The following is a 23,950-nucleotide window of genomic DNA, read 5'->3' on the forward strand; positions in this document are numbered from 1 at the left end:
CAATGGCTCATATCAGTATTGCTGACCTTATATGGTACAATCTTCAGCTTCTTAAAAACGCCTTATTAAAAATGCTGCGAGCCCTTTATCATGGAAAGCCTAGTCACCCTTGTTCTGGTTCTAATGCCAATGTTTATTGGCTTTGCCATTCCGTCTAACCCTACCATGACAAAAGTGGCCGACAAAGGTCTATCATACTTAGTATTTATCATCCTAGCGCTGATCGGTATTGAGCTGTCTCAGGTAGAAGGTCTAGGTAATCAGCTGGGTGAAATTGCTCTATATGTCACCGTCCTATCAATATTAACAATTGGTACAGGATTGTTTGCGCTTATGCTGTTTGACCATCTGCGTCCATGGCATGCCAAAAAACCAAGTGTAAAATCTAAAGAGCATCGGGTGAGCATTCGAGGTAGCTTGGCGCAAGTGGTTTGTGTGGTGATCGGGATGGTGATTGGCTATTTCTTGCCTGCTGATTATATGCCGCCTGAAAACTCTATGACCGTCATGCTGATGATTTTGATTTTACTGGTTGGTATAGGCTTAAAAGGCTCGGGCATCACCTTAAAAGAAGTATTACTTAATAAACGCGGCGTAGAAATGAGTGTCATCTTTACGCTAGCAGTATTGGCAGGCGGGCTTATTTTCGCGCTACTATTTACGGATGTCTCATGGACGAAAGGCTTAGCACTATCGTCAGGGTTTGGTTGGTACTCGCTATCAGCGATTGTCATGACCGATGCTTATGGCGCGGTTTGGGGTAGTGTCGCGTTGTTTAATGACTTGGTACGTGAGTTCTTTGCGTTAATCTTTATTCCAGTATTTATGCGCAAATACCCCTCCGCTGCGGTTGGGCTTGGCGGCGCGACCAGTTTAGATTTCACTTTGCCTATCATTCAGCAGTCAGGTGGTCTAAAAGTCGTGCCACTAGCGATTAGCTTTGGCTTTTTGATTAATATTGTCTCGCCAGTGCTGATGGTGTTCTTTTCGGCGCTTGGGTAGACGACTATACCCCACTCGCCTGCTTAGCAAACAAGCGCATCAATGGCTTGATTTTACTAACTCGGTACATACCTTCATTACGGATTTGCTGCACAGGACGCATTTGGGCAAGTGACCCTGCAAATAACCAGTTAAGCGCAGAAAAGCTGTGCATCATTAGGCTATTATGCGGACGGCGCGAACGCTCATAATGACGTAGCGTTTGATTGCTGCCCCAAAGCGTACCACCACTACGTGTAAAGTCATGCGCTAATTGCTCACATAATACTTGCACATCCAGCATACCGAGGTTCAGTCCTTGACCTGCCAGCGGATGTACGCCATGAGCAGCGTCACCGATCAGCACCAAGTTATCAGCGACGTAGCTTTTCGCTTGCTGTGCCGCTAATGGAAAACTAGCGATAGACTCAATCTGATTAATCGCACCCAGCTCGTAATTGCTAGCAGCTGCTAACTTATCAGCAATAAAACGCTCTTCTTCCTCTATCAATGCCAATGCTTGATTGCGCGGCAATGTCCATACGATCGACTGCCAATGCTGCGGATTTGTCTTATCAACATCGGTTATATCTGCTAATGGCAATAGTGCCAACGTACCTGTCGGTAGCATAGCTTGGCGTGCTGTCGCTTGATGCGGTTTCTCAGTCTGAATCGCACAGCAAATTGCGGTTTGGTTATAGTCTAACGTATCTACGCCAATCCCTGCTTGCTGACGGACAAATGAACCGCGCCCATCAGCGCCAACTAATAGACGTGTATCAATCGCCTCGCCATTGTCCAGAGTTACACGGTAGCCTTGCTGCGCCCCTAGCCAATCCATATTGACAACTTTATGACCAGCGATAAGAGTCAGATACTCACTGACATCAGCTTCTTGCAAGCGTTGCCATAGTGCGTGCTCGATAACAGCAGGCTCTACCATACTACCTAATAATGTAGGCTCATGATTTTTACTACTATTATCCTCGGCGCCAATATCTTCACTTTCACCAAATAATAGCTCACCCATACCATTTAGCTGCCATACCTGCATTTGCGAGTAGTCTGCTTTGCGTTTAGAGGCGGCAATCTTTTGCCACGCGCCAATGTCATTGAGTAGATTAATACTAGCCATACTGAGTGCATAGACACGTGCATCACGTTTGCTAAGCACATCTTTCCAAGCTGACTCATCACGCTCAGGACGGGCATCAATCAACGTCACTGGCATTTTATCTTGCGCCAGCTTTAGAGCAAGCGTCGCCCCAACGATACCGCTACCGATAATCAGCGTATGGTTGTTTTTCATAAGGTGTCTCTCAATATTGCTCAATATTAGAATGCTTATTATCAATCTTAATTACAGTTAGTTGATTCAGTTTAAAAGAGAGACAATGCAACCGAGTGCAGATGTATAGGCCATACTTTAAGCGAGGTTAACGCTGTCACTCTTTTAAAGAGAATTAACTATAGCGCTATGATTTTAGACCCATCGCATAAGTGGCGACTAGTGGTTTAATATTTGGCAATTTATCAAAGGCCAACAACGCCATATTTCGCGCCAGCTTAATCGCTGGGTTAGGATGCGTGAAGCCGTGTACTACCGCATCGCAAAAACGAATCACTCGCTTCTGGTCAGTTTGACGTGCTTTCTCATAACGCTTTAATAACTGTGCATCACCAATATCTGCGCCTTTGAGCACTTGTGCATTTAGCATTTGTGCCAGCACATGTGCATCTCGCATACAGAGATTAAACCCTTGACCAGCGACAGGGTGTAAGGTATGAGCGGCATTGCCCATAATGACGCAGCGCCCTTCTACCTGCTTATCCGCTAGTACGCGGGTCAATGGATAGGCGCCGCGGCGACCAGCAGCGGTAAACTTGCCAGCGCGTTGACCGAAAGCTTGTTGTAACGTCTGCAAGAAATGGGCGTCGTCTTCTAAATATCTGGTTTCTTCACCTGTTGGACAGACCCAAACCACAGAGCGTCTATAGCCTTGTTGATACGCATCATTGCCATCGCCCTCTGGATCGGTCAGTGGGAGCACGGCAAGCGGGCCAGCTGGACTAAAACGCTCAATCGCTGCATGCTCGTGTGGCGTATTTGTCTCTACTACGCCGACGATGGCCGTTTGCTGATAATCATACGTAGTTGTACCGATATCTAGCAATTGGCGTACTGTAGAGTCGCGTCCATCACAGGCAACTAATACGCTAGCTTGTAGCTGCTGCTCGTTTTCGGCTTCATCGTTATAATTAAAGCTAAGTGTCACACTATTGGCCTGCTGCTGGACCGTTGTCACATTGGCATTATCTATCAAGGTAATTAGTGGCTCTTGCTGTGCGGCTAATAAAAGCTTACGACCCAGCCAAGCGTTTTCGATGACTTGCCCAAATGACTCAACGCGCTCTTCTGCTTTATTCAGCTGCGCGCGCCCAAAACTGCCTTGCTCACTAATCTGTACGGTATCGATACGGCAGGCATGGCTCTGTAATTCATCCCACAGTCCAATCTCTTGATATATCTGTACCGTGCGCCGCGATAAAGCCGTATTGCGACTGTCTAAATAATGGCTGCGAGTCCTATCATCCGTTGGACTGATGGTTGGATAGCTGTTTTTTTCTAATAAGGTGCTCGCAATACCGTGATGGGCCAATAGCAATGCAAAAGACAAACCAACATGACCACCACCTGCGATAAGCACTTGCTGGTCAGTTATTGCTTCTTTGTTTTTAGAGATGCTGTCGAACTTTTTAGGTATGCTGTCAGTATTGGATAAATGTGAATCAGTATCTTGCATCGTTATTTTCCTATTATAATTTTTGGACAAGCAATTTATTAATGATAGATAGCCGCTCGTCACTGATTTTATTTTATAATTTTTATCATGTCGCTGCTGTTATTAGATGGGTTGCAGTAACCTATGGTATCGCCCATAGATTACCACAAATTGTCCATTATGCCGTGGTCTTAACCGTAGACAAATCGTTTCTTTACTCTCATCATAAACGAGGTTTATATTTATAAAACTCCAATATCTTAATCTTATTAAAGCACTATCATATGATGGGTAGCGATGAATTATATAGAACTGATAGCAACATCGAATCAATCTATAGAAAATCGCTGTAGAGTTGCAATCAGCATACAAAAACAGCGTTATCTGTCTGATGTATGGCTTGAAATTTAAAAATTCTCTACCATAATGAAGGCAAGACTTTTCATTACTTTCATTCACGACCTTCCACAAAAACAACAATAATATCGCCGTCATTTTTATCATCTATAATCTTTGTATCACCTAAATACTGTAACGCCACTAACTATTTTATCTCTGCAACCCGCCACGCAATTAAAACCAAATCATAGCGTCGGGTACACAATAAAAGGATAATCGCTTGACTGATTCCATGAGCCGCCGTATAAAGTTTGAATCATTGACCCCAGCACAGCTGAAAACCGTGCTTGGTGAATACAACAATCACATGAAATATATCCAAGAACGCCTCGATATTAAAATCATGCAGCGCCAAGGTGATTTTTGCCTGAGTGGCGATGTGACCAATGTCGAACGCGGTGAACGTATTATCTACAAAATGGTAGATGAAGCACAGAACACCAAAGACATCAGTGCAGAAGAGCTGCATCTCATCATCCAATCTAGCCTCTCTCGTGATGAAGACATCGAAGAAGACGAACAAGATCACGATGACATGGAATATGATGAAGATTTGGATGAGGCTAGCGAGTTTACGCCCATCAGTTTACGTACACGTAAGGGTCGCATCGTTCCGCGTGGTGGCAACCAACAACGCTACGTAAAAAATGTCCTGAGCTCTGATGTGTCATTTGGTATTGGGCCAGCTGGTACGGGTAAAACATATCTAGCAGTGGCATGTGCCGTCGATATGCTTGAGCGTAATGAGATTGAGCGTATTTTGCTAGTGCGTCCAGCGGTAGAAGCTGGCGAAAAACTGGGTTTCTTGCCAGGTGATTTGACCCAAAAAATCGATCCGTACTTACGCCCGCTATATGACGCCCTCTATGAGATGATAGGCTTTGAGAAAGTCGGTAAAATGATTGAGCGTCAGATTATCGAAGTGGCGCCGCTTGCCTATATGCGTGGTCGTACTTTGAATAACTCGTTTGTCATTCTAGATGAAGCGCAAAATACCACGCCTGAACAGATGAAAATGTTTTTGACCCGCTTGGGCTTTGGCTCACGTGCCGTCATTACTGGGGATATTACTCAGGTCGATTTGCCACGTGGTCATAAGTCAGGCTTGGCACAAGCGATGGATATTCTAAAAGATATTGAAGAGATTCATATCACAAAGTTTGATTCAAAAGACGTCGTACGACATCAATTGGTACAGCAAATTGTTGAAGCCTATGACGTATTTGATGAAGAGCAAATGGCTTTAGAAGAAAAACGTAAGTTTGAACGTATTAAAGAACAAGAGCGTAGACAAGCTGTCGCTAATGCAGCAGCCAATCTATAATAATCAAGCTAATCACTGAATTACAGTCATTTGCTATAAGCATTTATCTTGCATAAGAAAACCGGATTACTCAAAGTAGTCCGGTTTTTTTCTTACCGACAGTTTATTGAATTTAGCTCTTTCGCTACTAGTCGCCCACCAGTAACTTAGCTATAGTAGCCTTTATACATTTTATACATTGGCCTCTATTTATTAGCCAAAAATTTAGCGATAAGATAAATAGTGATTGAACTACTTTTATAGTAAAAAACTGGCAAATAAATCACCTAGACGATGCAGCATTAGAAACACATTTATAATAAAAAGGACAGCAATATGAGCCAACCTGACAATACTAATTTTGACGACAAGATCGCTAGCAACCATGCCAGCTTAGCAGCACTTGATATCAGTGCGACCGACAGTATTGATGACGAAGTATTAGATACTTTTTATAATCGCGAGCATTTGCTATCAGTCATGATGGCGACTTTAGATTATATAGACGGTCGTATTAATAATGGTCTGACCCTACCCTATTTTGCAGATATTGATCCTGAGCTTTGGCAGGAAAAGTCTAAAACTCTAGATATATATATTACTGATGGCGTCGAAGGCCGTGCTTTAAATCTAGAAGCACGTGGTAAGGACTATGCGACCAACATTTTGTCTTATCCAAGCGAATTACCTGCTGCCGTCATTGAGCTAATGCCAACATTGCCTCTTGGAGAGTTAATTATCTGTCATGAAGTGATGGTACGTGAAGCGGCTGAACAGGACAAAACCGTGGCGCAGCACATCAGCCATTTGCTAATGCATGGCGTGCTACACCTACTGGGTTTTGATCACGAGCTCGGACAAGCTGAGCAAGATGAGATGGAGTACTTTGAAATTGAGATTTTGGCAGGTCTAAACCTACCAAACCCTTATATTTAAACTAGCACTGCTTTAATAAACAGTCTTCTAACTATTAAGCAGCTATCAATTAATCTTTAGATAGTGGCAACTTTTGCGCTTGACCCATTTGGTTGATCATATGATCTAAGCCTTTAACATGGACACTGCGCTGCGGGAATGGAATCTCAATCTTCTCATCATCTAGAGCTTGCTTGAATTGCTCTAGTAGCTCGCATTGCATCGACCACCAGTCGGCATTGGTTGTCCAAACGTTTAGGGTAAGATCTACTGAATTATCGCCTAGATTGGTCACTCGTACGATAGGTTCAGGATCAGTAAAAGCCAATGGGTTATTTCTTGCCAGACTTAGCATCACGTCTTTAGCCGTTTTGATATCAGCATCATAGCCAATACCGACGGTGATATCGACGCGGCGATTGGGTAGCGCTGTATAATTAACCACAGGTGAAGTCGTGATATCGCTATTAGGAATGATGATATCGTGATTGTTAATGGTCGTCAGATGGGTATTAACCAAGGTAATCTCTGTCACTGTACCTGTGTAGCTACTAATCTGTACGTAATCACCGCGTACAAACGGGCGAAACGTCACAATCATAATACCAGCGGCAAAATTCGATAGCTGGTCTTTTAGTGACAAACCAACGGCAACAGCGGCACCACCTAATATCGCGACGACAGACGTAGTCTGTACACCGACTTTGCTAAGTGCAGCTAAAATCACTACAACCAATAGCACACCATACAATAGACGACTTAGAAAACTAGCAACTGTCTCGTCCAGATGGCTACGCGTCATCAAGCGATCGGAAAAAGCGACTGCCTTTTTGGCAAGCCAACGTCCAACGATAAATATAAGTATTGCTAAAGCGACTTTAATGACCAGCTCTAGGGCGTTGCTCGTTAAGGTAGCGACATCGACGGTAAAACCTAAAAATTCCATACTGACTCTTTATTTTATAGCTGTGTGTTATGAACTTGGGTATCTGTAATAATAAAAATGGTGCGTTAAGCGTTATCCTTAACAGTTGTGTTTTCAGCAACTTTATTCTCAGTAGCTTTAATTTCAGTAGCTTTTTTCTTAGTGCTTGTCTCTTTAGCACCTGTCTTCTTAGTGCTTGAATACATTAACCTTAGTACGTTACTTCGACTGTATCACTATAGCGGTAAGTACGTATCAAGCGCAGCTCGACGATATCGCTCATGTCTTCGGTAAATTTACCAAAGGGTGCTGCTTGTCGTACCGACTGTTTAGCCGCTTCATCCAATATCGTAGAGTTTGAGCTTTCAAGTAAACGAATGGCTTTGATATTGCCGTCGTTACTGATGATAACCATAAGCCGTACTTCGCCCGTAATACCTTGGGCACGCGCTTGTACAGGATAATGCAAGTTGCCCACTCGCTCGACATGCTCACGGAATGTATTGATATAATCGGCTGCCGCACCCCGTGTGGTCGAATTACTATCCATCGTCACGACTTTGGATTTGGTTGCGTAGACTTGCTGACGCTGAGATAGCTGAGCTTCCAAGGTTGCAATCTGCTTACGTAGCCGCTCTTCTTGCGCCATCGCGTCATCTTGCGCTTGCTCGCTGTCATTATCCGACTCTACAGTGGCCTGACGCCAACTTAACGTCGTGCGCAGATAGCTTTCTTGATAACGCTGCTGACGTACTTTACGCTGTAAGTTAACGATATCTTGAGTCTCACTCATTTGCTCAGCAGACATTGCACTTAGCTGATTGTTCTCTTGTCTTAGCTGCTCTTCTATTGTACCGCCGCCCTCTTGCGAAGCATTGGCAATAAAGTGTGCGTCTTCATTGGGCTGCATGTTATCGGTCAGCACCTTTGCCACATCTTGCATCATAGCAGCTGGGTCTTTTCCCATAGAGAAGCTAATCCCAAAAATAATCAGCACATGAACAGCCACCGCAATAACAATAGCAACAGGCAAACTTATATCGCGCTTGGGCGCTTGCGCGGAAAAATGATAGCTCTGTGAGTCTTTTATATAGGCCACAATGAATCTCAGCTTGTGAGCACATCAGTACAAAGCACTATTTAACAAGTGTTGTAACGATAGGCATGATTTATACTGGCGCTATCATAACATGACATAGAATTATGTCGCCAGTATAAGCACCTAGACGGCATTTTGACATCTGCTATATAGTATTGGTAACCTTAACCACTGATTGAAAAACATGCATTTGACAATCTATAAGACAGACAAAACACTGTCTATACCAAATGAATTGCTATAAAACGCATGTGTTCATTTTGAAGCCACTGTATTTGTTATATACTGCTTTAGCACAATAGAATTAGTAGCATGATACTTTGCAACAATCAGAACTGTGCATCGTCTTAATTAGGCAGAGTAGATAATCAAGCAGCACAATAAGTGCAGATTTACTGTGCACTAGTATCAGAGATCAGTTTTTCGCTTTTGCTACCTATCAGTATAAAAATTACTAATGGTCGTAGATATTAAGAAATTATAGATGATTAGCTTTCGTTTAAATCAATGATAGCCTGCAAAGTTTGTTTAGCCATTTTTACGTCACCGATTGAATGACGCGCCCTATAAGGATAATAAGTTTGAGTGACTTTGATAACGTGAATAATTCAGACAATTTTGATGAGTTCTTCGAGAGTATTGGCTATCGTTTTGACGAGTCATTCGGCAGTGGTTGGGAGTGTATCGCCCAATCGGTTAAAGATATCTATAATAAGACGACGGACAAGTTCGAAGATGAGTTGTCATTGCCAGTGGCACAGACTTACGTTAATGATGCACTACAAACATTCGTTACCGACAATGTAAAAGCCATTTTAGAGCTACGTGTCGAGATGCATAACGACTGGTTTCGTTTGTACTGCACTGTCAATGCAGGCGGCATCTATGCCGAGGTAGCAAGTAACTTTAGCCTAATTCATGTTCAACTCGATCGCAATGTGCAACGATTTGTATTTGGTCAGCAGACATATACTGACATACTTAACTTACGCTGCGAATCTTTCATTAAACGTCAAGGCGTCAAACTGGCGATTTGGTTTTATCATAGCGTCCTCAAAAAGGACCCTTTAGGCTTTATTCTGTCGTACGTAAATATTGCTCGCCCAAAAGACGAAGTGATTTATCTCGATATCCATCGTTGGTTAAAAAATAATAAGAAAATTATGAGCACCTTACATAAGGTACAGATAAATTATGGCGAGCTAGAAGAAGAGCAAATGATCTTGAAGGCTCAGATTAATTATCGCGATTTACTGGCGGCCAGCAGTAACGAAGATATCATCGGTGATGATGACGATCCTGAATTGATGCAAGGCCCTATTAACCCTGTAGACGATGCAACTGAGCCAAGCCAAGAGTAAGTCGCTAATGTTTTATCTTATAAAAAAAGCTGCATCTATAAGGCCAAGAACCTTTAAGATGCAGCGTTTTTTATTGAAGTTGTCAACTACCAGTAGTTCTCTACAGCAATATTACCCTCACCGCGGCGATTCATCACCAGTCCCAATGTTTTTAAAGCCTCTTTAGTATCTTCTACCATATCTGGGTTGCCACATAGCATGACATGCGTAGTATCAATATCTAATGCGATACCTGCGCGCGCTTGTAACGTACCCTCTAGCAGTAGCTTTGGTAGACGCTCTGACAATGCACCTTCGACAGGCTCACGAGTGACGATTGGGATAAAGATAAGCTTTGCTGGATTATCAACCAGTGTACCGAAGTCTTCTTGTAGGCTTTCGATTTTCTCAACGTAAGCAAGTTCATCGAGCGAACGTGCGCTATAAGCCAATACGATGTGCTCGTAATCTTCCCATGTCTTTAAATCTTGCAGCATTGACAAAAACGGTGCTAAACCAGTCCCTGTTGCTAGCAGCCATAAGTCTTTGGGCAATGGTTTTTGGTAACGTGCTAACGTCAAAAATCCAAATGGCATCGTATTAAGTAGCAGTTCATCACCCACTTGTAAGTGCTGCAATTGCGACGTAAATGCACCATCAGGAATCACGATAGAGAAAAACTCTATCACCTCATCAAAGGGCGAAGAGACAATCGAATACGCGCGAAAGACATCTTCATTCAATGCGCTATCAGCAGTTTCATCACTTGCATCAGTCTGCTGGTAATATTTTAATTGACTGGGATTGACGCCTAAACGTACAAACTGCCCCGCTGTAAACTTAAAACTATCGGGACGGCTGACGGTAAAGCTAAATAAGTTCGGCGTCCATGTAGTTTTACTGAGCACCGTTACTGTTTGAATATTATCACTCATAATTATTCGTCACTTATACTTTATTAGGTGGTGTATCAAAAAGTATGCTGATTAAAATTCGAACAATTTTTGAAGCCTTTAAAGCCCTATAGAATCAGGGAACTTAGCATAGATTTCTTATTGACTTTTATCGCTAGCATACTTTTTGATACACCACCCTTTATTAAACTGTATTTTTATAAGATACCTTTGATAGGCAAAAGAAAATAAATACCAAAAAGGTAAGCATAAAAAAAGATGCGCCAAGCTTATCATAAAGCCGGCGCATCTTGGTTTTTTAACCGTAACAACAGATAGATCGCAGCGACTTATCTGTTGTATTAACTCAGCGACATTACCAAATGCGAGCCAAACTTGCCCACTCAATCATACTATTTGGCAAGATACCAAAGAATAGAATAATCGCCGTCACAGCAATGACCATAATACCACCGGTACGAATACCCCATTGCCCAGACACGTCAAACTCGATGAACTGCTTAGGACGTTTGAACAGCGTGAGTAACACACGTAAGTAATAGAATAGACCAATCGCACTACCCAAGATAATCATCGCAGCCAAGAACCAGTTGGTGCCTTGTACAGCAGCCAAGATAGCAAATAGCTTTGTGATAAAGCCTGCCGTCAGTGGAATACCAGCCAGTGACAACATCATGATAGTCATCACAGCGGTCAGTACTGGACGACGCCAGAACAACCCCTGATAGTGAGTCAGCTCTTCAGCTTCACCAGATAAGCGGTATGGACTCGACATCAACGTCACGACACCAAAGGCACCAATAGAGGTAAAGGCATAGACTGCCATATACATACTAGAGATACTATCAGCAGCTGAGCCAATACTGACGATAACAATCATCACGTAACCCATATGGGCAATAGAAGAATAACCGAGTAGACGCTTTAGACTGGTTTGACGTACTGCCAGTAGGTTACCCACTAAAATAGACAAGGTAGCCATTACCATTAGTAGCATTTGTACTGATGGTAGTGCTAATAACGCCGTATCGATCAAGAAGCGAACCGCTAGCGCCATCATCGCAACTTTTGATACAGAGGCTAAAAAAGTAGCGATAGGTGCTGGTGCCCCTTCGTACACATCGGGTGTCCACATGTGAAAGGGAGCTGCAGAGAGCTTGAACGCGATACCAAACATCATCATTGCCGCGCCCAGTATCAGTAGTGGCGACTCAAAGATATTGCCCAGCACCATGCTGATTGGCTTAAATGCTAGTGAGCCTACTTCTGCATAGATAAAGGCCATACCCATCAGCAATGTCGCTGATGCAGTCGCCGACAATACCAAATACTTCAATCCCGACTCAAGTGACTGGTTGCGCATATAAGTATAAGCAAGCAAACCATATAACGGTACTGATAGCATCTCTAGGCTCATAAAAAATGACGCCATATGCTGCGCGCTTACCATGAGTAGTGCACCAGTAGTCGCTAGCAACATGAGCAAGTATAGCTCTTCTTTATTGTCTTTTAGGTTGGCGAGGTACGCATACGATAACGTACAGCAAGCCAAGGCACAGACAAAAATCACTACCATATTAAACTGAGCGAAGTTATCAATAACAAATAACTGCTCAGCGTTTGGTGCGATAGATCCGCTGTCAATCACACCGATCATCTGCCCGATAAGGGTAAATAGACCAATGTTTAAGCCTGCCACCGTAATCGTACCAGTGACCATGTGCGAGCGTTTAAAGGTAATCGCGATCATAACCGTCAGTACCGTAATCACTACGGCGATAATCGGCGCGTAAGGCAACAATCCTATCAAATCATTCATCGTAATATCATTCATGACTTAACGTGCCTCCATTACATCAAGCAGCTGCGACGCATCTACCTGTGTCACTTGACTGTATATATATGCGTTATTGATCCACTGCATTGCGTGACTTGAGGTATCAAGGAACGGCTGTGGGTACAGTCCAAGCCATACCAAACCAGCAGCTAACATCAGTAGTAATGACAGCTCACGCTTGCCCAAATCTTTTAGTTTACGTGCAGGTAAGCCATGTGACTTAGTCTCTCGCTCTGCCAATGCGGCGATATTGTTTTCACCAAATAGCGCGCGATGAATCAAAATCAACGAGTAAAGACCTGCTAATACCAAACTGAATGTCGCAAATACCACAAACACGGGATACTGAGCAAATGAGCCAAATAAAATCATGAACTCGCCAATGAAGTTACCCGTACCTGGAATACCAAGCAACGCCGCACAGAAGAACATCAGTATCGGTGCGTAGTAGCGGAACTGCCCCCACATACCACCCATTAAGGTCAAATCGCGTGTATGCAGACGCTCATATAGCTGTCCTGCCATAATAAATAGTGCGGCTGAACTCAAACCATGAGCAAGCATCTGAATCATCAGACCTTGTAAGCTGAGCAATGTTCCAGCATAAATTGCTAGTACCACAAAACCCATATGCGAGATACTGGTATAGGCCAGCAAACGCTTCATATCAGTCTGCATAAACGCTAGCCATGCACCGTAGAAAATACCAATCGTACCTAGTGTAATCGCTATCGGCGCAAACTCTTGTGACGCTGCTGGAAATAGCGGCAACACAAAACGAATCAAACCATATGCAGCAGTTTTAATTAGTACACCTGCCAAATCCACCGAACCTGCCGTTGGTGCCTGCGCATGCGCATCTGGCAACCAGCCATGGAAAGGAATAATTGGCAACTTCACCGCAAAGCCAATGAAGAAGCACAGCATGATTGGATATTCCCAACCACCAAGTGACGTACCGAGCAAGTCATTATAGTTAAAGCTCACTACACCTTTTTGGGCGTAGCTGATAATGACCAATACCAAAATACCGATGAGCATGATAAGCCCAGACGCTTGGGTATAGATAAAGAACTTAGTGGCTGCGTATTCTTTGGTTTTGCCAACCACATCATGACCCCAAATGGCGATCAAGAAGTAGATAGGAACCAGCATCATCTCCCAAAAGAAGAAGAATAAAAACAGATCAATCGCTAAGAAAACACCAATAACGCCGCCCAAACTCCATAGCAAGTTCAGGTGGAAAAAGCCAACGCGGCGCTGAATCTCATTCCACGAACAAGCAACAGCTGCCACACCAAGCAAACCTGTTAGGGCCACCATCATCAGTGACAAGCCATCTAGCGCTAAGTGAAAGCTAATACCAAAGCTCGGTATCCACGGCACACTAAATTCTGCTACCCAAGGCACGGCAGCATCTGGTGCAATGACCTGCTTACTCATACCGCTAAAATCGCCCTTCTGCCAAAGCACCAATGACAAAGCAAAGGTCAACATCATACCGATCAAGGCAATCCAGCGCGGCAGACGTTTATTAAATCGCTCTACCACCCAGCATAGCAATCCTGCAATAAAAGGAATTACGATTAATGCTGGTAGCATCCACGTTTGTTGTAACTCAATCATCTTTTACACCACCGTCATCATTACCAGCACCAGCAATACAGCCATACCCAAGCCAAAGCTTGTGGCATAACCTCGAAGAGACCCTGTTTGCGTCGCAGACAATACCTTATTACCTGCTGAAGCCAGCTTAGGTAACAGCAACCACGTTTTATCGATAGGGTCGGCTTTAAGTAAGCGGCCGATGAATAAAAAGGGTTTTACAAAAATTACATCATATAGCGCGTCGAAACCTAGGCCATGGTAGCACCAGTGATATAGTGCCCCACCAATACGTGAGCGCTTAAAGCTAGTGAGCAAGCGACCTTTGTTGACAACATACAATAGTGCTGCCAATATCAAACCTGCTGCCATTGCACCCATCGCGATATACTCTGCGGTGTGCTTAGCATGTGCTTGACCCGCAACTTCTAATAGATGACCAACGCTCTCTGGCAATACACCATCTAATGGTGGCGTAATCCAAGCACCAACGGCTGTAGATAACACTAGCAATACCGTTAAAGGTAACCAGTACGACACCCCTGATAGCTTGTGCGCATGGGTTTTTTCTTCACCGAAGAATATTATCCAAATCATACGGAACGTATAGATTGCGGTTAAGAATGCGCCGAACACACCCATATAGAATAGTACTAAGTGACCTGTGGCATAAGTTTCCCAAAGAATCGCTTCTTTAGAATAAAAACCAACAGTAACCCAAGGTATCGCAGCAAGTGCACCGCCACCGATGATATAACACCAAAATACCAATGGTATCTTTTTGCGCAGACCGCCCATCTTAAAGATATCTTGCTCGTGATGTACCGCGAGGATGACCGCACCTGATGATAAGAACAGCAATGCTTTAAAGAAGGCGTGCGTCATCAAGTGGAAGATTGCCCCTTGCCACGCACCCACGCCAAGCGCTAAGAACATATAGCCAATCTGACTCATGGTTGAATACGCAAGGATACGTTTGATGTCCGTTTGTGCAAGCGCACAGAATCCAGCAACGACCAGCGTCAATGCCCCGACGCCGCCAACCCAATATAATAAGATGCCTGGGGTCAACTCAAACAATGGATGCAAGCGGGCAATCAGATAAACGCCAGCCGTTACCATTGTTGCCGCGTGAATCAATGCCGATACAGGTGTTGGACCTGCCATCGCATCAGCAAGCCATGTGTGTAGTGGCAACTGCGCTGACTTACCCATCGCGCCGCCGACCAACATCATCGTGGTAAGCATCATCGTTGGGTTATTTACATCGAACACTTCTGGCGCGCGCGTAATAATCTCTTGAATATTAAGCGTGCCGAATTCGCGAAATAATAAAAATAAACCAAAGGCTAAGAACACATCACCGACACGCGTGACGGTAAAGGCTTTCATCGCGGCACGGCCGTTGGCTCTGTCATGGTAATAATAACCAATCAATAGGTACGAACAGATACCCACGCCTTCCCAACCAAGATATAGCAAGAACAAATCATCTGCGAGTACCAGTAGTAACATACTGGCCACAAACAAGTTCATATAGCTAAAGAAACGGGCAAAGCCAGTGTCGCCTTTCATATACCAAGAGGCAAACAGATGAATCAAAAAGCCAATACCCGTAATAACGCCTGTCATGGTCAATGCAAGACCATCAAAGCTCAAACCGAAATGTGGGGCAAAATCGCCAACTTGGAACCATGTCCACAGCGGAACTTCAATTATCGTTCCAGCTGGATTGGTGGTCAAAAAGGTATAGCTAACCACTAACGTGCATAGTGCTGATAACAGCATGCTACCTACGCCAACAATCGCTGCGACCGTCTCTGATAATTTGTCGCGCATAAAGGCTAAAATCAAAAAGCCAATGAGCGGGAATATAAAGGTTAATGGTAATAAACTCATGACATCATCCTTTCATCTCATTGGCGCTATCGACATCGAGATGCCCACGCTGATGATAAAAACGCAATAATATTGCCAGACCAATTGACGCTTCAGCCGCAGCCAAGGTCAAAATAAAGATAAACATAATCTGTCCGTCTGGATCGACCCAGCGACTACCTGCTACTACAAATGCCAATGCTGCCGCATTCATCATGATCTCAAGACTCATTAGCATAAATAGGAAGTTACGTCGTACCATAACCCCGCACAGCCCGATAGCAAATAAAATACCTGCCAAAATCAGTCCATGGCTCATGGGTATCATACCCAGTACATTTTGCGCCTCAGCAACTGGCTGTACTAAGCCTGCCACCTCATGGGCAAACGGCACGTTTGACACATCTTGTGCCACGCTTGCTGCTAGTACCATTAGTCTGACTCCTTGCGCGTAACTTTATTCGCACCTACTTGACTGCCTGCTTTCGTGCCTACCTTCATACCTACATAGTCATGCGGATCAACATCTTTATATTCGTAAGGCTTAGCCATTTCTACGCCGTCATGCTGTGTAAGCGTACTATCATTGTCGTATTGTTTGATACTGCCTACGCTTGGCTTGAAGTTTTGGCTATCGTTACCGATGACCTCATCGTCGACTGTCTCTTTACCTAAATGATAAGCGGCGACCAAGGCTGCCAATAATAGCAATGCTGCTACTTCAACCAGCATAATGTATTTGGTAAATAGCACCGTACCGACTGCTTTGGCAGAGATAGTCGTGCCACCCATCATGACAGCTTCATCGTGATTAAGACCAATCATCGCATAGAGCACAACGGCAATGATTATCGTCAACCCTGTTGGAATCGCCCAAGTGCCAGCATCGAGCCAACGCTCTTCGCGCTCGTCATTACTCATGCCCAAATTAAGCATCATGATAACGAAAACAAATAGCACCATAATGGCACCAGCATAGACAACAATCTCTAATGCTCCTGCAAACGGCGCACCTAATACAAAAAATATCCCAGCAATTGCTAACAACGATACAATCATCGATAAGATAGCATGCACTGGATTGGCCTGAGTCACTACGCGCAGACTGGCAAATACTGCCACTGCTGCAAGCGAATAAAACCCAGCCAGTTCAGGATGGTTCAAAATATTCATCATGGTAGCAAGCTCCTTAGATCAATCGGTGCAGACTCATTTTGTGCTGCGCCTTTTGGTTTATCTGCTACCGCCATACCTGTCACACGATAATAGTTATAATCAGGGTATTTACCTGGTCCTGAAATGAGCAAATGCTCTTTTTCGTAGACCAAATCTTGGCGCTTATATTCACCCAGCTCAAAATCTGGGGTCATTTGAATCGCTGTCGTTGGACAGGCCTCTTCACACAATCCACAAAAGATACAGCGTGAGAAGTTAATACGGAAAAACTCTGGATACCAGCGTCCATCTTCACGCTCGGCTTTTTGTAATGAGATACACCCTACCGGACATGCCACCGCACACAAGTTACAAGCGACACAGCGCTCGTCTCCATCAGGATCACGAGTTAGGACAATACGTCCACGAAAACGCGGCGGCACAGGTACCGGCTCTTCAGGATAAAGGATGGTGTCACGCGGTCTGAGCGCATGACTATTGACCATCCACATGCTGCGGACAATGGTAAATATACCAATGACGGTCTTTTTTATGGTAGTAAACATGGGATTATTATCCTTATCAGCTTTACCCTAGTTCATCAGTAATGGCTAGTGATGGCTACTAGTAATGACTATAACGTTGGGGAAAAGATCAAAATGACCGCAGCAGTAATCAATAGATTGATTAAGGTTACGGGCAGACATACTTTCCAGCCAAAGTTCATCACCTGATCATAACGCGGACGCATGAGTGAGCCTCGAGCCAAAACAAACATCGTCATAAAGAACAGCGTTTTAATCATGAACCAAAAAGCTGGTGGAATAAATGGAATATCTAAATTGAACGGCGCAAGCCAACCGCCAAAGAACAAGCAAGTCATTAAGGCAGAAATCAAGACAACGTTGACATACTCACCAATAAAGAACATACCAAACTTCATGCCAGAATATTCAACATGATAACCTTCAGCCAGTTCTTGCTCTGCTTCTGGCTGATCAAATGGATGTCTATGCGTAACGGCAACACCAGCCACGACAAAGGTCAAAAAGCCAAAAAACTGCGGAATGATATACCAGCCGTCTGCTTGTGCTTCGACAATAGCACGTAAGTTAAATGAACCTGTTAGCGCAACAACGCCCATCAACGACAAACCCAAAAACACTTCGTAGCTGATCGTTTGTGCAGCTGAGCGCAAACCACCGAGTAGCGAGAATTTGTTGGCAGACGCCCAACCACCGAACATCACTGCGTAAACAGCAATACCTGCCATAGCAAAGAAGAACAGAATACCAATATCCCAATCAACCACGCCAAGCGTTGGCGAGATAGGAATAATGGCAAATGAAGCCAAGGCAGTAAACATCGCGACCGCAGGTGCCAAAGTGAACATAAACTTATCGGTAAAGTTTGGTGTCCAATCTTCTTTAAAGAAGATTTTGAGCATATCAGCGACTAACTGCAACGAACCAAAAGGCCCAACACGGTTTGGACCATAACGATCTTGCCATAAGGCCAGCATGCGGCGCTCATAGATAATCATCATCGCGGCAACCAATACCACGACTAAAAAGATGACTAGTGATTGACCCACCAAAAACAGAATAGACCAAGTATCAAAACTCATGCTATTGGCCAAAAAGCTTGGCACATCAGGGATAATACGGGTAACTTGCATATTACACCTCCTGTGTGGTGGTCGGCGCTGCGTTAATTTGCGCTGTGTCATTATCATTAATCATATCGTTAGCCATGCTACCCATCATCGTCACTGGTGCATCCACTTTACGCACCGACGCTGGCATTGATGGGTGAATAATGCTCACCTGCCCGACTGGGTAACCGATACAACCTTCTGCCAAATAACCGACCAGCTGTACTGGCAAGGTGATTTGTTGCTTGTCAATTTCAATCGCCAAGTAATCACCGGCAGCGATATTCCAGTCTTTGGCATCGTCTATACCGATACGCCATGCAGCAACGGGTAATTGCTCTGCGACGATTGGGCTACGTGATGCCATCATTGAGCTGGCATAGATATTATGAATCGGTACCAGTTTGGCTTGGCCGTGCTGTAAGTCAGTTGTATTCGATGACATTGCTTGTGGCGCCACATATTGACGAGTGGCTAGGCGCTCTAGCTGATCGAACAAACGCACACCTGGATCACCATTTTTTAGATGACCGCCGACTTTGTCTTGGTATTTGTTCCACGCTTGCGGTGAGTTCCAACCTGCCGCATTGGCAAAAGGAATCATCGAGCTTGGCGTTTCTTTACCGCTATAACCTTCCATTGAGAAGGTCAGACCAGTGTCCAAATCTTTCGGCTGCATTGGCTCGTGCACAGAGATTGGCGCACGCATAGCAGTACGACCTGAATAACGACGCGGTTGACGCGCGATTTTCAGACCCGTTATACGGTAATCAGCATCAGGCGCAGCACCTTTGATACCTGCAAGCTTAGGATGGGTGGCAATCAACGCATTGATAACATCATCTAGCTGCGTCCAGTCGACATCACGACCTTCAATGCTGCTATGCACAGCATGTATCCAGCGCCAGCCTTCTTTAATGCTGCTCATCGGATGGTAGTATTCGTTATCGTAAACTTGGAAGAAGCGCTGCGCACGGCCTTCAGCTGATATCAATGTACCATCCGCTTCTGCAAAGCTAGCCGCTGGCAATACGATATCGACGTCCTTATGCCAATCAAGCAGCTGATGATCTAACGCAATGACCGTTTTATCAGTCAATAGCTGCGTCAATTTATTGGCATCAATCGCATCTGTTAGCTGGTTTTCTGCAACCACAACCACATCGTAATCAGTCGCTAGCAGTTCTTCAACTGACTGACCGCCAAGCATACAAACGCCCATGCTATTGGCATCAGGAACCGTTAGATAAATACCTGCTTGTGCCTGATACTTGTTATTCACTTCTTTTAATTCAAGGTTTTCAGCAGGCTCACGCTCGACATCATCCTGCGCTTCTGTATTCACGCCCGTTTCAGGTTTGTTTGGCTTAGCAGATAAATCTTGGTCTTCTTCAGGCTGGTCATTAGCCGCTTTTGCTTGCGCTGCCTGTACTTTGGCATTATGTGCCTCGACCTGCTGTTGCTCGGTCGCTTTAATTGCCGCGCGTTTTTGGGTCAACGCTTGGGTAATCTGTGCTGCTGCTTCTATCAATGCGGTAGAAGATAAGCTACTACCCGAGACAACTAAAGGCTTATCAGCTTGAATCAAGTCATAAGCGATTTGCTGCGCCAGTGCTTGCATACCGTCAGTTTCAGTACTTGTATCAGCATCTTGTTCAGCTGCTTGTGGATCTGCTATGTCTGCTAAATCATCAGCGAAATTAGCAATCTCATCAGCAACCTTGAAGCCAAGCTTAGTGATGTCTTCAGGGGTCGCCACTACGCTCACTTTACTGATATCTTCTAGCTTAGTTTGCGTTACATCGATGACATAGACTGGGCTTAGCGCATCTTGAGCGATACGCTTAACTGGTTCAGCAAGCCAAGGTTGCGTTTGCAGCGCCGCTGCCATTTTCAAGCCTTCATTTTTTGCGGCTTGACGTACTGACAGCGCAACACGTGATGAAGTTTGCGTGATGTCTTCACCTAATACGAGCACTGCATCATGCGTTTCGATATCGGTCATGCTAGGGTTATAAATGCCTTCAGTGCTAAGCACTTCGATGCATTTATTGACCAGTGCTTGCTGCTGATGATTCAGACCTGTTGAAAAGTTATCAAAGCCAACGAGATTTTTTAGCGCAAAGTTGGTCTCTAAACTGGCACGCGGTGAGCCAATCCCGATGACTTTTTTATCTTTGATACGTTTGATGGTTTCATCAAGTGCGTAGTCAATATTGATTTTGACATGCTTATCATTGATACGTTCAAGCGCTTGCGTTGGACGATCATCACGATTGACATAGCCATAACCAAAGCGGCCACGGTCACATAAGAAATAGCGGTTTACTTCGCCGTTATAACGGTTTTCGATACGGCGCAATTCACCATAACGCTCGCCCGGTGAAATATTACAACCAGCTGAGCAACCATGACAGATGCTTGGCGCATACTGCATGTCCCATTTACGGTTGTAGCGCTCAGAGTGAGTTTTATCGGTAAACACACCTGTTGGACAGACTTCCGTCAAGTTGCCTGAAAACTCGCTTTCAAACTGACCATCTTTATCACGGCCAAAGTAAACGCGATTATTTGAGCCATAAACGCCCAAATCTTCGCCGCCCGCGTAGTCTTTATAAAAACGTACACAGCGATAGCAAGCGATACAACGGTTCATCTCATGCGCGATGAATGGTCCAAGCTCTTGGTTATGATGCGTGCGTTTGGTAAAGCGATAGCGACGACGGCTATGACCTGACATATAGGTCATGTCTTGCAAATGACAATGTCCACCCTCTTCACAAGTTGGACAGTCATGCGGATGGTTGGTCATGAGTAGCTCAACCATCGACTTGCGGAATGCTTTGGCTTCATCGTCAGTCACAGAGATGTACATGTCATCGCCAGGAGCGACCATACATGACATGACTAGGCGACCGCGACCCGCTTCCATATCTTCTTTGTTTTGGAATTGCTTGACCGCGCACTGACGGCACGAGCCTACTGAACCAAGGGCTGGATGATAACAAAAATACGGCACATCAATGCCGAGTGATAAGCAGGCTTGTAGCAAGTTATCTGCGCTATCTACTTCGACAGTGGTTCCATCAATATGTATGACTGCCATGCCGCTCTCCTTATTTCACTACTGGCTGTTGGTTGGCTGCAGCATCAATAACATCGACACCAACCGCCTGCGCGATTTTTTGATCAAACTCTGGACGGAAATATTTAATCGCACTCATTAGTGGTTCCATCGCACCTGGGGCATGCGCACAGAATGTTTTACCAATCCATAAGTCACGCGTGAGGCCCTCTAGTTTTTCTACATCGCCCACTTGCCCTTCACCATTATTAATAGCGGTAAGCAGTTTAACGCCCCATGGCAGACCATCACGGCATGGTGTACACCAACCGCATGACTCACGCTGAAAGAAAATCTCAAGGTTGCGCAATAGTGGCACCATGTCTTGTGATTCATCGACGACCATAATGAGACCAGTACCCATACGGCTACCAGCATTTTGAATGGTGTCAAAATCTACTACCACATCCAAATGCTCTGCAGTCAAAAAGTCAGTCGATGCGCCGCCCGGCAGCCAAGCTTTGAGCGTTTTACCATCTTTCATACCACCGGCTAAATCTTCAATGATTTCGCGAGCTGTATAACCAAACGGTAATTCCCAAAGGCCTGGATCATTAACTAAACCTGAGCAGCCGAATAGTTTGGTGCCTGGCGTTTTACTTTTACCTTTAATCTCGGATAGTGATTGATACCACTCTACGCCGTGATTCAAGATGGCTGGCATATTGCATAAGGTCTCAACGTTATTGACAACCGTTGGTCTGCCCCATGCACCAGAGATTTGCGGGAAAGGGGGTTTGGTACGTGGGTTAGCACGGCGACCTTCTAAGCTGTTAATCAATGCGGTTTCTTCACCGCAGATATAACGTCCAGCGCCCGTATGCACATGCAGATTAAAACTAAAATCTGAGCCTAAAATATTATCGCCCATGAGATTATTGGCCAAGCACTCTTCGATAGCAGCGACCAAACGTTCAGCGGCCAAGATATACTCACCACGGATAAAGATATAACCGTCAGTGGCGCCAATCGCATGAGCGGTAATTAGCATACCTTCGATCAGCTGAAACGGTAGACGCTCCATGAGCAAACGGTCTTTGAATGTGCCCGGCTCCATTTCATCAGCATTACAGATGAGATAACGCGGCAAACCATCCGGCGGCGACATAAATGACCATTTAAGACCAGCATTAAAACCTGCACCGCCGCGACCTCGAACATTGGCCGCTTTAATCATATTGCCGACGTCTTTAGGCGATTTGGATAGCGCTTCTTTTAGACCCGTAAAGCCTTTTAGAGATTCATAGGTGGCTAAATCAAGCACCGCATCATGATGCGCCAAACGCCACGTCAAAGGCTTGGTTTCGCTAGTGGCTGTCGCTTTATCACCGTAAATTGGAACACGCTGTGCATTTAGCTGGCTTGGCGCTTGGCCTTGGCCGCGACGAGCAATTTGCTCTGAAATCGTTAAACTCATGCGTATAGCTCCAATAATTGCGCGACCTCAGATGGCTGGACAGGGCCATAAGTGTCTTCATCGATCAGTACCGCTGGTCCCTTATCACAGTTGCCCAAGCAGCAAATTGGTAATAGGGTAAAACGTCCGTCAGCAGTTGTCTGACCATACTCAATACCCAGCTGTGATCTGATCTCAGCTGACAGCGCTTCATAACCTGTCAAATAACACGCCACAGAGTCGCATATGAGAATCACATGGCGACCGACAGGTTGGCGATAAATACGGTTAAAGAAAGTCGCAACTCCGTCCATGTCTGACATCGGGATATCTAGGATATTGGCAATGGCATTTGCTTGCGCATCATCGACCCAGCCGTTACGCTTTTGCACGATTTTTAGCGCATCTAATGAGGCAGCACGCGCCTGTGGGTAATGGTGCATAAACTCATGAATGGCAGCAATTTCATCACTAGTGAGAATGCTTTCCACATCTACTTTTGGCATTTTGTCGGAAACAATTTTCATAATCTTCTGTCTTTCCTCACTCATCCTGCTCTATCACAAGCCAATATCAGTCTGCTTAAAACTGTGGTTATATTGGCGAGTGACAGCATTTTGGTGTGCCATCAGGCAATAATAT

At 44.7% G+C, this 23,950-nt stretch carries 19 protein-coding genes; 4 read left to right on the top strand and 15 right to left on the bottom strand.

Annotated elements, in window-relative coordinates:
- Positions 1-90: 90 nt before the first annotated feature.
- Entirely contained in the window at positions 91-1,002 is a 912-nt protein-coding gene (locus QO187_RS02195; RefSeq protein ID WP_160021578.1) for a lysine exporter LysO family protein, read from the top strand.
- A 4-nt stretch (positions 1,003-1,006) separates the two neighbouring features.
- Here QO187_RS02195 and QO187_RS02200 read toward each other — a convergent pair whose 3' ends face one another.
- Positions 1,007-2,290, bottom strand: coding sequence for an FAD-dependent monooxygenase (locus tag QO187_RS02200; RefSeq protein ID WP_371546912.1), 1,284 nt, complete (start codon positions 2,288-2,290; stop codon positions 1,007-1,009).
- Between the two features lie 166 nt (positions 2,291-2,456).
- Positions 2,457-3,785 (bottom strand): UbiH/UbiF/VisC/COQ6 family ubiquinone biosynthesis hydroxylase, encoded by a 1,329-nt coding sequence (locus QO187_RS02205; RefSeq protein WP_371546914.1) that lies wholly within the window; start codon positions 3,783-3,785, stop codon positions 2,457-2,459.
- A 598-nt stretch (positions 3,786-4,383) separates the two neighbouring features.
- Between QO187_RS02205 and QO187_RS02210 the strand changes: the two genes are divergently transcribed.
- Together QO187_RS02210 and ybeY are read left to right on the top strand one after the other, a co-directional pair.
- Positions 4,384-5,487: a PhoH family protein gene (locus QO187_RS02210; protein WP_179798643.1), complete on the top strand. Its 1,104-nt coding sequence runs from the start codon at positions 4,384-4,386 to the stop codon at positions 5,485-5,487.
- Positions 5,488-5,802: 315 nt separating this feature from the next.
- The gene (gene ybeY, locus QO187_RS02215) at positions 5,803-6,402 is read left to right on the top strand and encodes an rRNA maturation RNase YbeY (protein WP_371546917.1); all 600 of its coding nucleotides are present in this window, start codon (positions 5,803-5,805) and stop codon (positions 6,400-6,402) included.
- Positions 6,403-6,451: 49 nt separating this feature from the next.
- On the opposite strand, the gene QO187_RS02220 is transcribed toward ybeY, so the two are convergent.
- A complete protein-coding gene (locus QO187_RS02220) occupies positions 6,452-7,327 on the bottom strand; it encodes a mechanosensitive ion channel family protein (protein ID WP_102092965.1) in 876 nt (291 codons plus the stop codon).
- Between the two features lie 190 nt (positions 7,328-7,517).
- Complete coding sequence (locus QO187_RS02225) at positions 7,518-8,405, bottom strand: TonB family protein (RefSeq protein WP_191114835.1); 888 nt, start codon at positions 8,403-8,405, stop codon at positions 7,518-7,520.
- A gap of 581 nt (positions 8,406-8,986) precedes the next feature.
- On the opposite strand from QO187_RS02225, the gene QO187_RS02230 reads away from it, so the two are divergent.
- The gene (locus tag QO187_RS02230; protein ID WP_371546920.1) at positions 8,987-9,766 is read left to right on the top strand and encodes a hypothetical protein; all 780 of its coding nucleotides are present in this window, start codon (positions 8,987-8,989) and stop codon (positions 9,764-9,766) included.
- A gap of 86 nt (positions 9,767-9,852) precedes the next feature.
- Here the strand turns inward: QO187_RS02230 and QO187_RS02235 are convergent, their stop codons facing one another.
- The 11 genes from QO187_RS02235 to nuoE all read right to left on the bottom strand — a co-directional run bounded on the left by QO187_RS02235 (position 9,853) and on the right by nuoE (position 23,835).
- Positions 9,853-10,680, bottom strand: a complete 828-nt coding sequence (locus tag QO187_RS02235) for a ferredoxin--NADP reductase (protein ID WP_101206256.1) — start codon at positions 10,678-10,680, stop codon at positions 9,853-9,855.
- A gap of 334 nt (positions 10,681-11,014) precedes the next feature.
- Positions 11,015-12,493: an NADH-quinone oxidoreductase subunit N gene (locus QO187_RS02240; protein WP_371546923.1), complete on the bottom strand. Its 1,479-nt coding sequence runs from the start codon at positions 12,491-12,493 to the stop codon at positions 11,015-11,017.
- Positions 12,494-12,496: 3 nt separating this feature from the next.
- The gene (gene nuoM / locus QO187_RS02245; protein WP_371546926.1) at positions 12,497-14,122 is read right to left on the bottom strand and encodes an NADH-quinone oxidoreductase subunit M; all 1,626 of its coding nucleotides are present in this window, start codon (positions 14,120-14,122) and stop codon (positions 12,497-12,499) included.
- Between the two features lie 3 nt (positions 14,123-14,125).
- Positions 14,126-16,000 (bottom strand): NADH-quinone oxidoreductase subunit L, encoded by a 1,875-nt coding sequence (nuoL, locus tag QO187_RS02250; protein WP_371546929.1) that lies wholly within the window; start codon positions 15,998-16,000, stop codon positions 14,126-14,128.
- A 4-nt stretch (positions 16,001-16,004) separates the two neighbouring features.
- Positions 16,005-16,313 carry an NADH-quinone oxidoreductase subunit NuoK gene (nuoK, locus tag QO187_RS02255; protein ID WP_025653102.1) on the bottom strand — a complete coding sequence of 103 codons (309 nt, stop codon included), beginning with the start codon at positions 16,311-16,313 and terminating at the stop codon, positions 16,005-16,007.
- A 98-nt stretch (positions 16,314-16,411) separates the two neighbouring features.
- Positions 16,412-17,155, bottom strand: a complete 744-nt coding sequence (gene nuoJ / locus QO187_RS02260; protein WP_371546931.1) for an NADH-quinone oxidoreductase subunit J — start codon at positions 17,153-17,155, stop codon at positions 16,412-16,414.
- Entirely contained in the window at positions 17,152-17,700 is a 549-nt protein-coding gene (gene nuoI, locus QO187_RS02265; RefSeq protein WP_010198902.1) for an NADH-quinone oxidoreductase subunit NuoI, read from the bottom strand. Before nuoI ends, nuoJ begins: the two co-directional genes overlap by 4 nt.
- A gap of 68 nt (positions 17,701-17,768) precedes the next feature.
- Positions 17,769-18,761 (bottom strand): NADH-quinone oxidoreductase subunit NuoH, encoded by a 993-nt coding sequence (gene nuoH / locus QO187_RS02270; RefSeq protein WP_179798733.1) that lies wholly within the window; start codon positions 18,759-18,761, stop codon positions 17,769-17,771.
- Positions 18,762-18,813: 52 nt separating this feature from the next.
- Positions 18,814-21,894, bottom strand: coding sequence for an NADH-quinone oxidoreductase subunit NuoG (gene nuoG, locus QO187_RS02275; protein WP_371546934.1), 3,081 nt, complete (start codon positions 21,892-21,894; stop codon positions 18,814-18,816).
- A 10-nt stretch (positions 21,895-21,904) separates the two neighbouring features.
- A complete protein-coding gene (gene nuoF, locus QO187_RS02280) occupies positions 21,905-23,329 on the bottom strand; it encodes an NADH-quinone oxidoreductase subunit NuoF (RefSeq protein ID WP_286708271.1) in 1,425 nt (474 codons plus the stop codon).
- Positions 23,326-23,835: an NADH-quinone oxidoreductase subunit NuoE gene (gene nuoE, locus QO187_RS02285; RefSeq protein ID WP_057758927.1), complete on the bottom strand. Its 510-nt coding sequence runs from the start codon at positions 23,833-23,835 to the stop codon at positions 23,326-23,328. The genes nuoF and nuoE overlap by 4 nt, the downstream gene beginning before the upstream one ends.
- Positions 23,836-23,950: the final 115 nt, after the last annotated feature.

It is taken from the genome of Psychrobacter sp. Arc9 (assembly GCF_041431295.1).
GTDB lineage: Bacteria > Pseudomonadota > Gammaproteobacteria > Pseudomonadales > Moraxellaceae > Psychrobacter.

Coding starts and splice junctions, on each gene's coding strand:
- QO187_RS02195 (WP_160021578.1), top strand. CDS start 91: ATGGAAAGCCTAGTCACCCTTGTTCTGGTTCTAATGCCAATGTTTATT.
- QO187_RS02200 (WP_371546912.1), bottom strand. CDS start 2,290: ATGAAAAACAACCATACGCTGATTATCGGTAGCGGTATCGTTGGGGCG.
- QO187_RS02205 (WP_371546914.1), bottom strand. CDS start 3,785: ATGCAAGATACTGATTCACATTTATCCAATACTGACAGCATACCTAAA.
- ybeY (WP_371546917.1), top strand. CDS start 5,803: ATGAGCCAACCTGACAATACTAATTTTGACGACAAGATCGCTAGCAAC.
- QO187_RS02220 (WP_102092965.1), bottom strand. CDS start 7,327: ATGGAATTTTTAGGTTTTACCGTCGATGTCGCTACCTTAACGAGCAAC.
- QO187_RS02235 (WP_101206256.1), bottom strand. CDS start 10,680: ATGAGTGATAATATTCAAACAGTAACGGTGCTCAGTAAAACTACATGG.
- QO187_RS02240 (WP_371546923.1), bottom strand. CDS start 12,493: ATGAATGATATTACGATGAATGATTTGATAGGATTGTTGCCTTACGCG.
- nuoM (WP_371546926.1), bottom strand. CDS start 14,122: ATGATTGAGTTACAACAAACGTGGATGCTACCAGCATTAATCGTAATT.
- nuoL (WP_371546929.1), bottom strand. CDS start 16,000: ATGAGTTTATTACCATTAACCTTTATATTCCCGCTCATTGGCTTTTTG.
- nuoJ (WP_371546931.1), bottom strand. CDS start 17,155: ATGATGAATATTTTGAACCATCCTGAACTGGCTGGGTTTTATTCGCTT.
- nuoI (WP_010198902.1), bottom strand. CDS start 17,700: ATGTTTACTACCATAAAAAAGACCGTCATTGGTATATTTACCATTGTC.
- nuoH (WP_179798733.1), bottom strand. CDS start 18,761: ATGAGTTTTGATACTTGGTCTATTCTGTTTTTGGTGGGTCAATCACTA.
- nuoG (WP_371546934.1), bottom strand. CDS start 21,894: ATGGCAGTCATACATATTGATGGAACCACTGTCGAAGTAGATAGCGCA.
- nuoF (WP_286708271.1), bottom strand. CDS start 23,329: ATGAGTTTAACGATTTCAGAGCAAATTGCTCGTCGCGGCCAAGGCCAA.
- nuoE (WP_057758927.1), bottom strand. CDS start 23,835: ATGAAAATTGTTTCCGACAAAATGCCAAAAGTAGATGTGGAAAGCATT.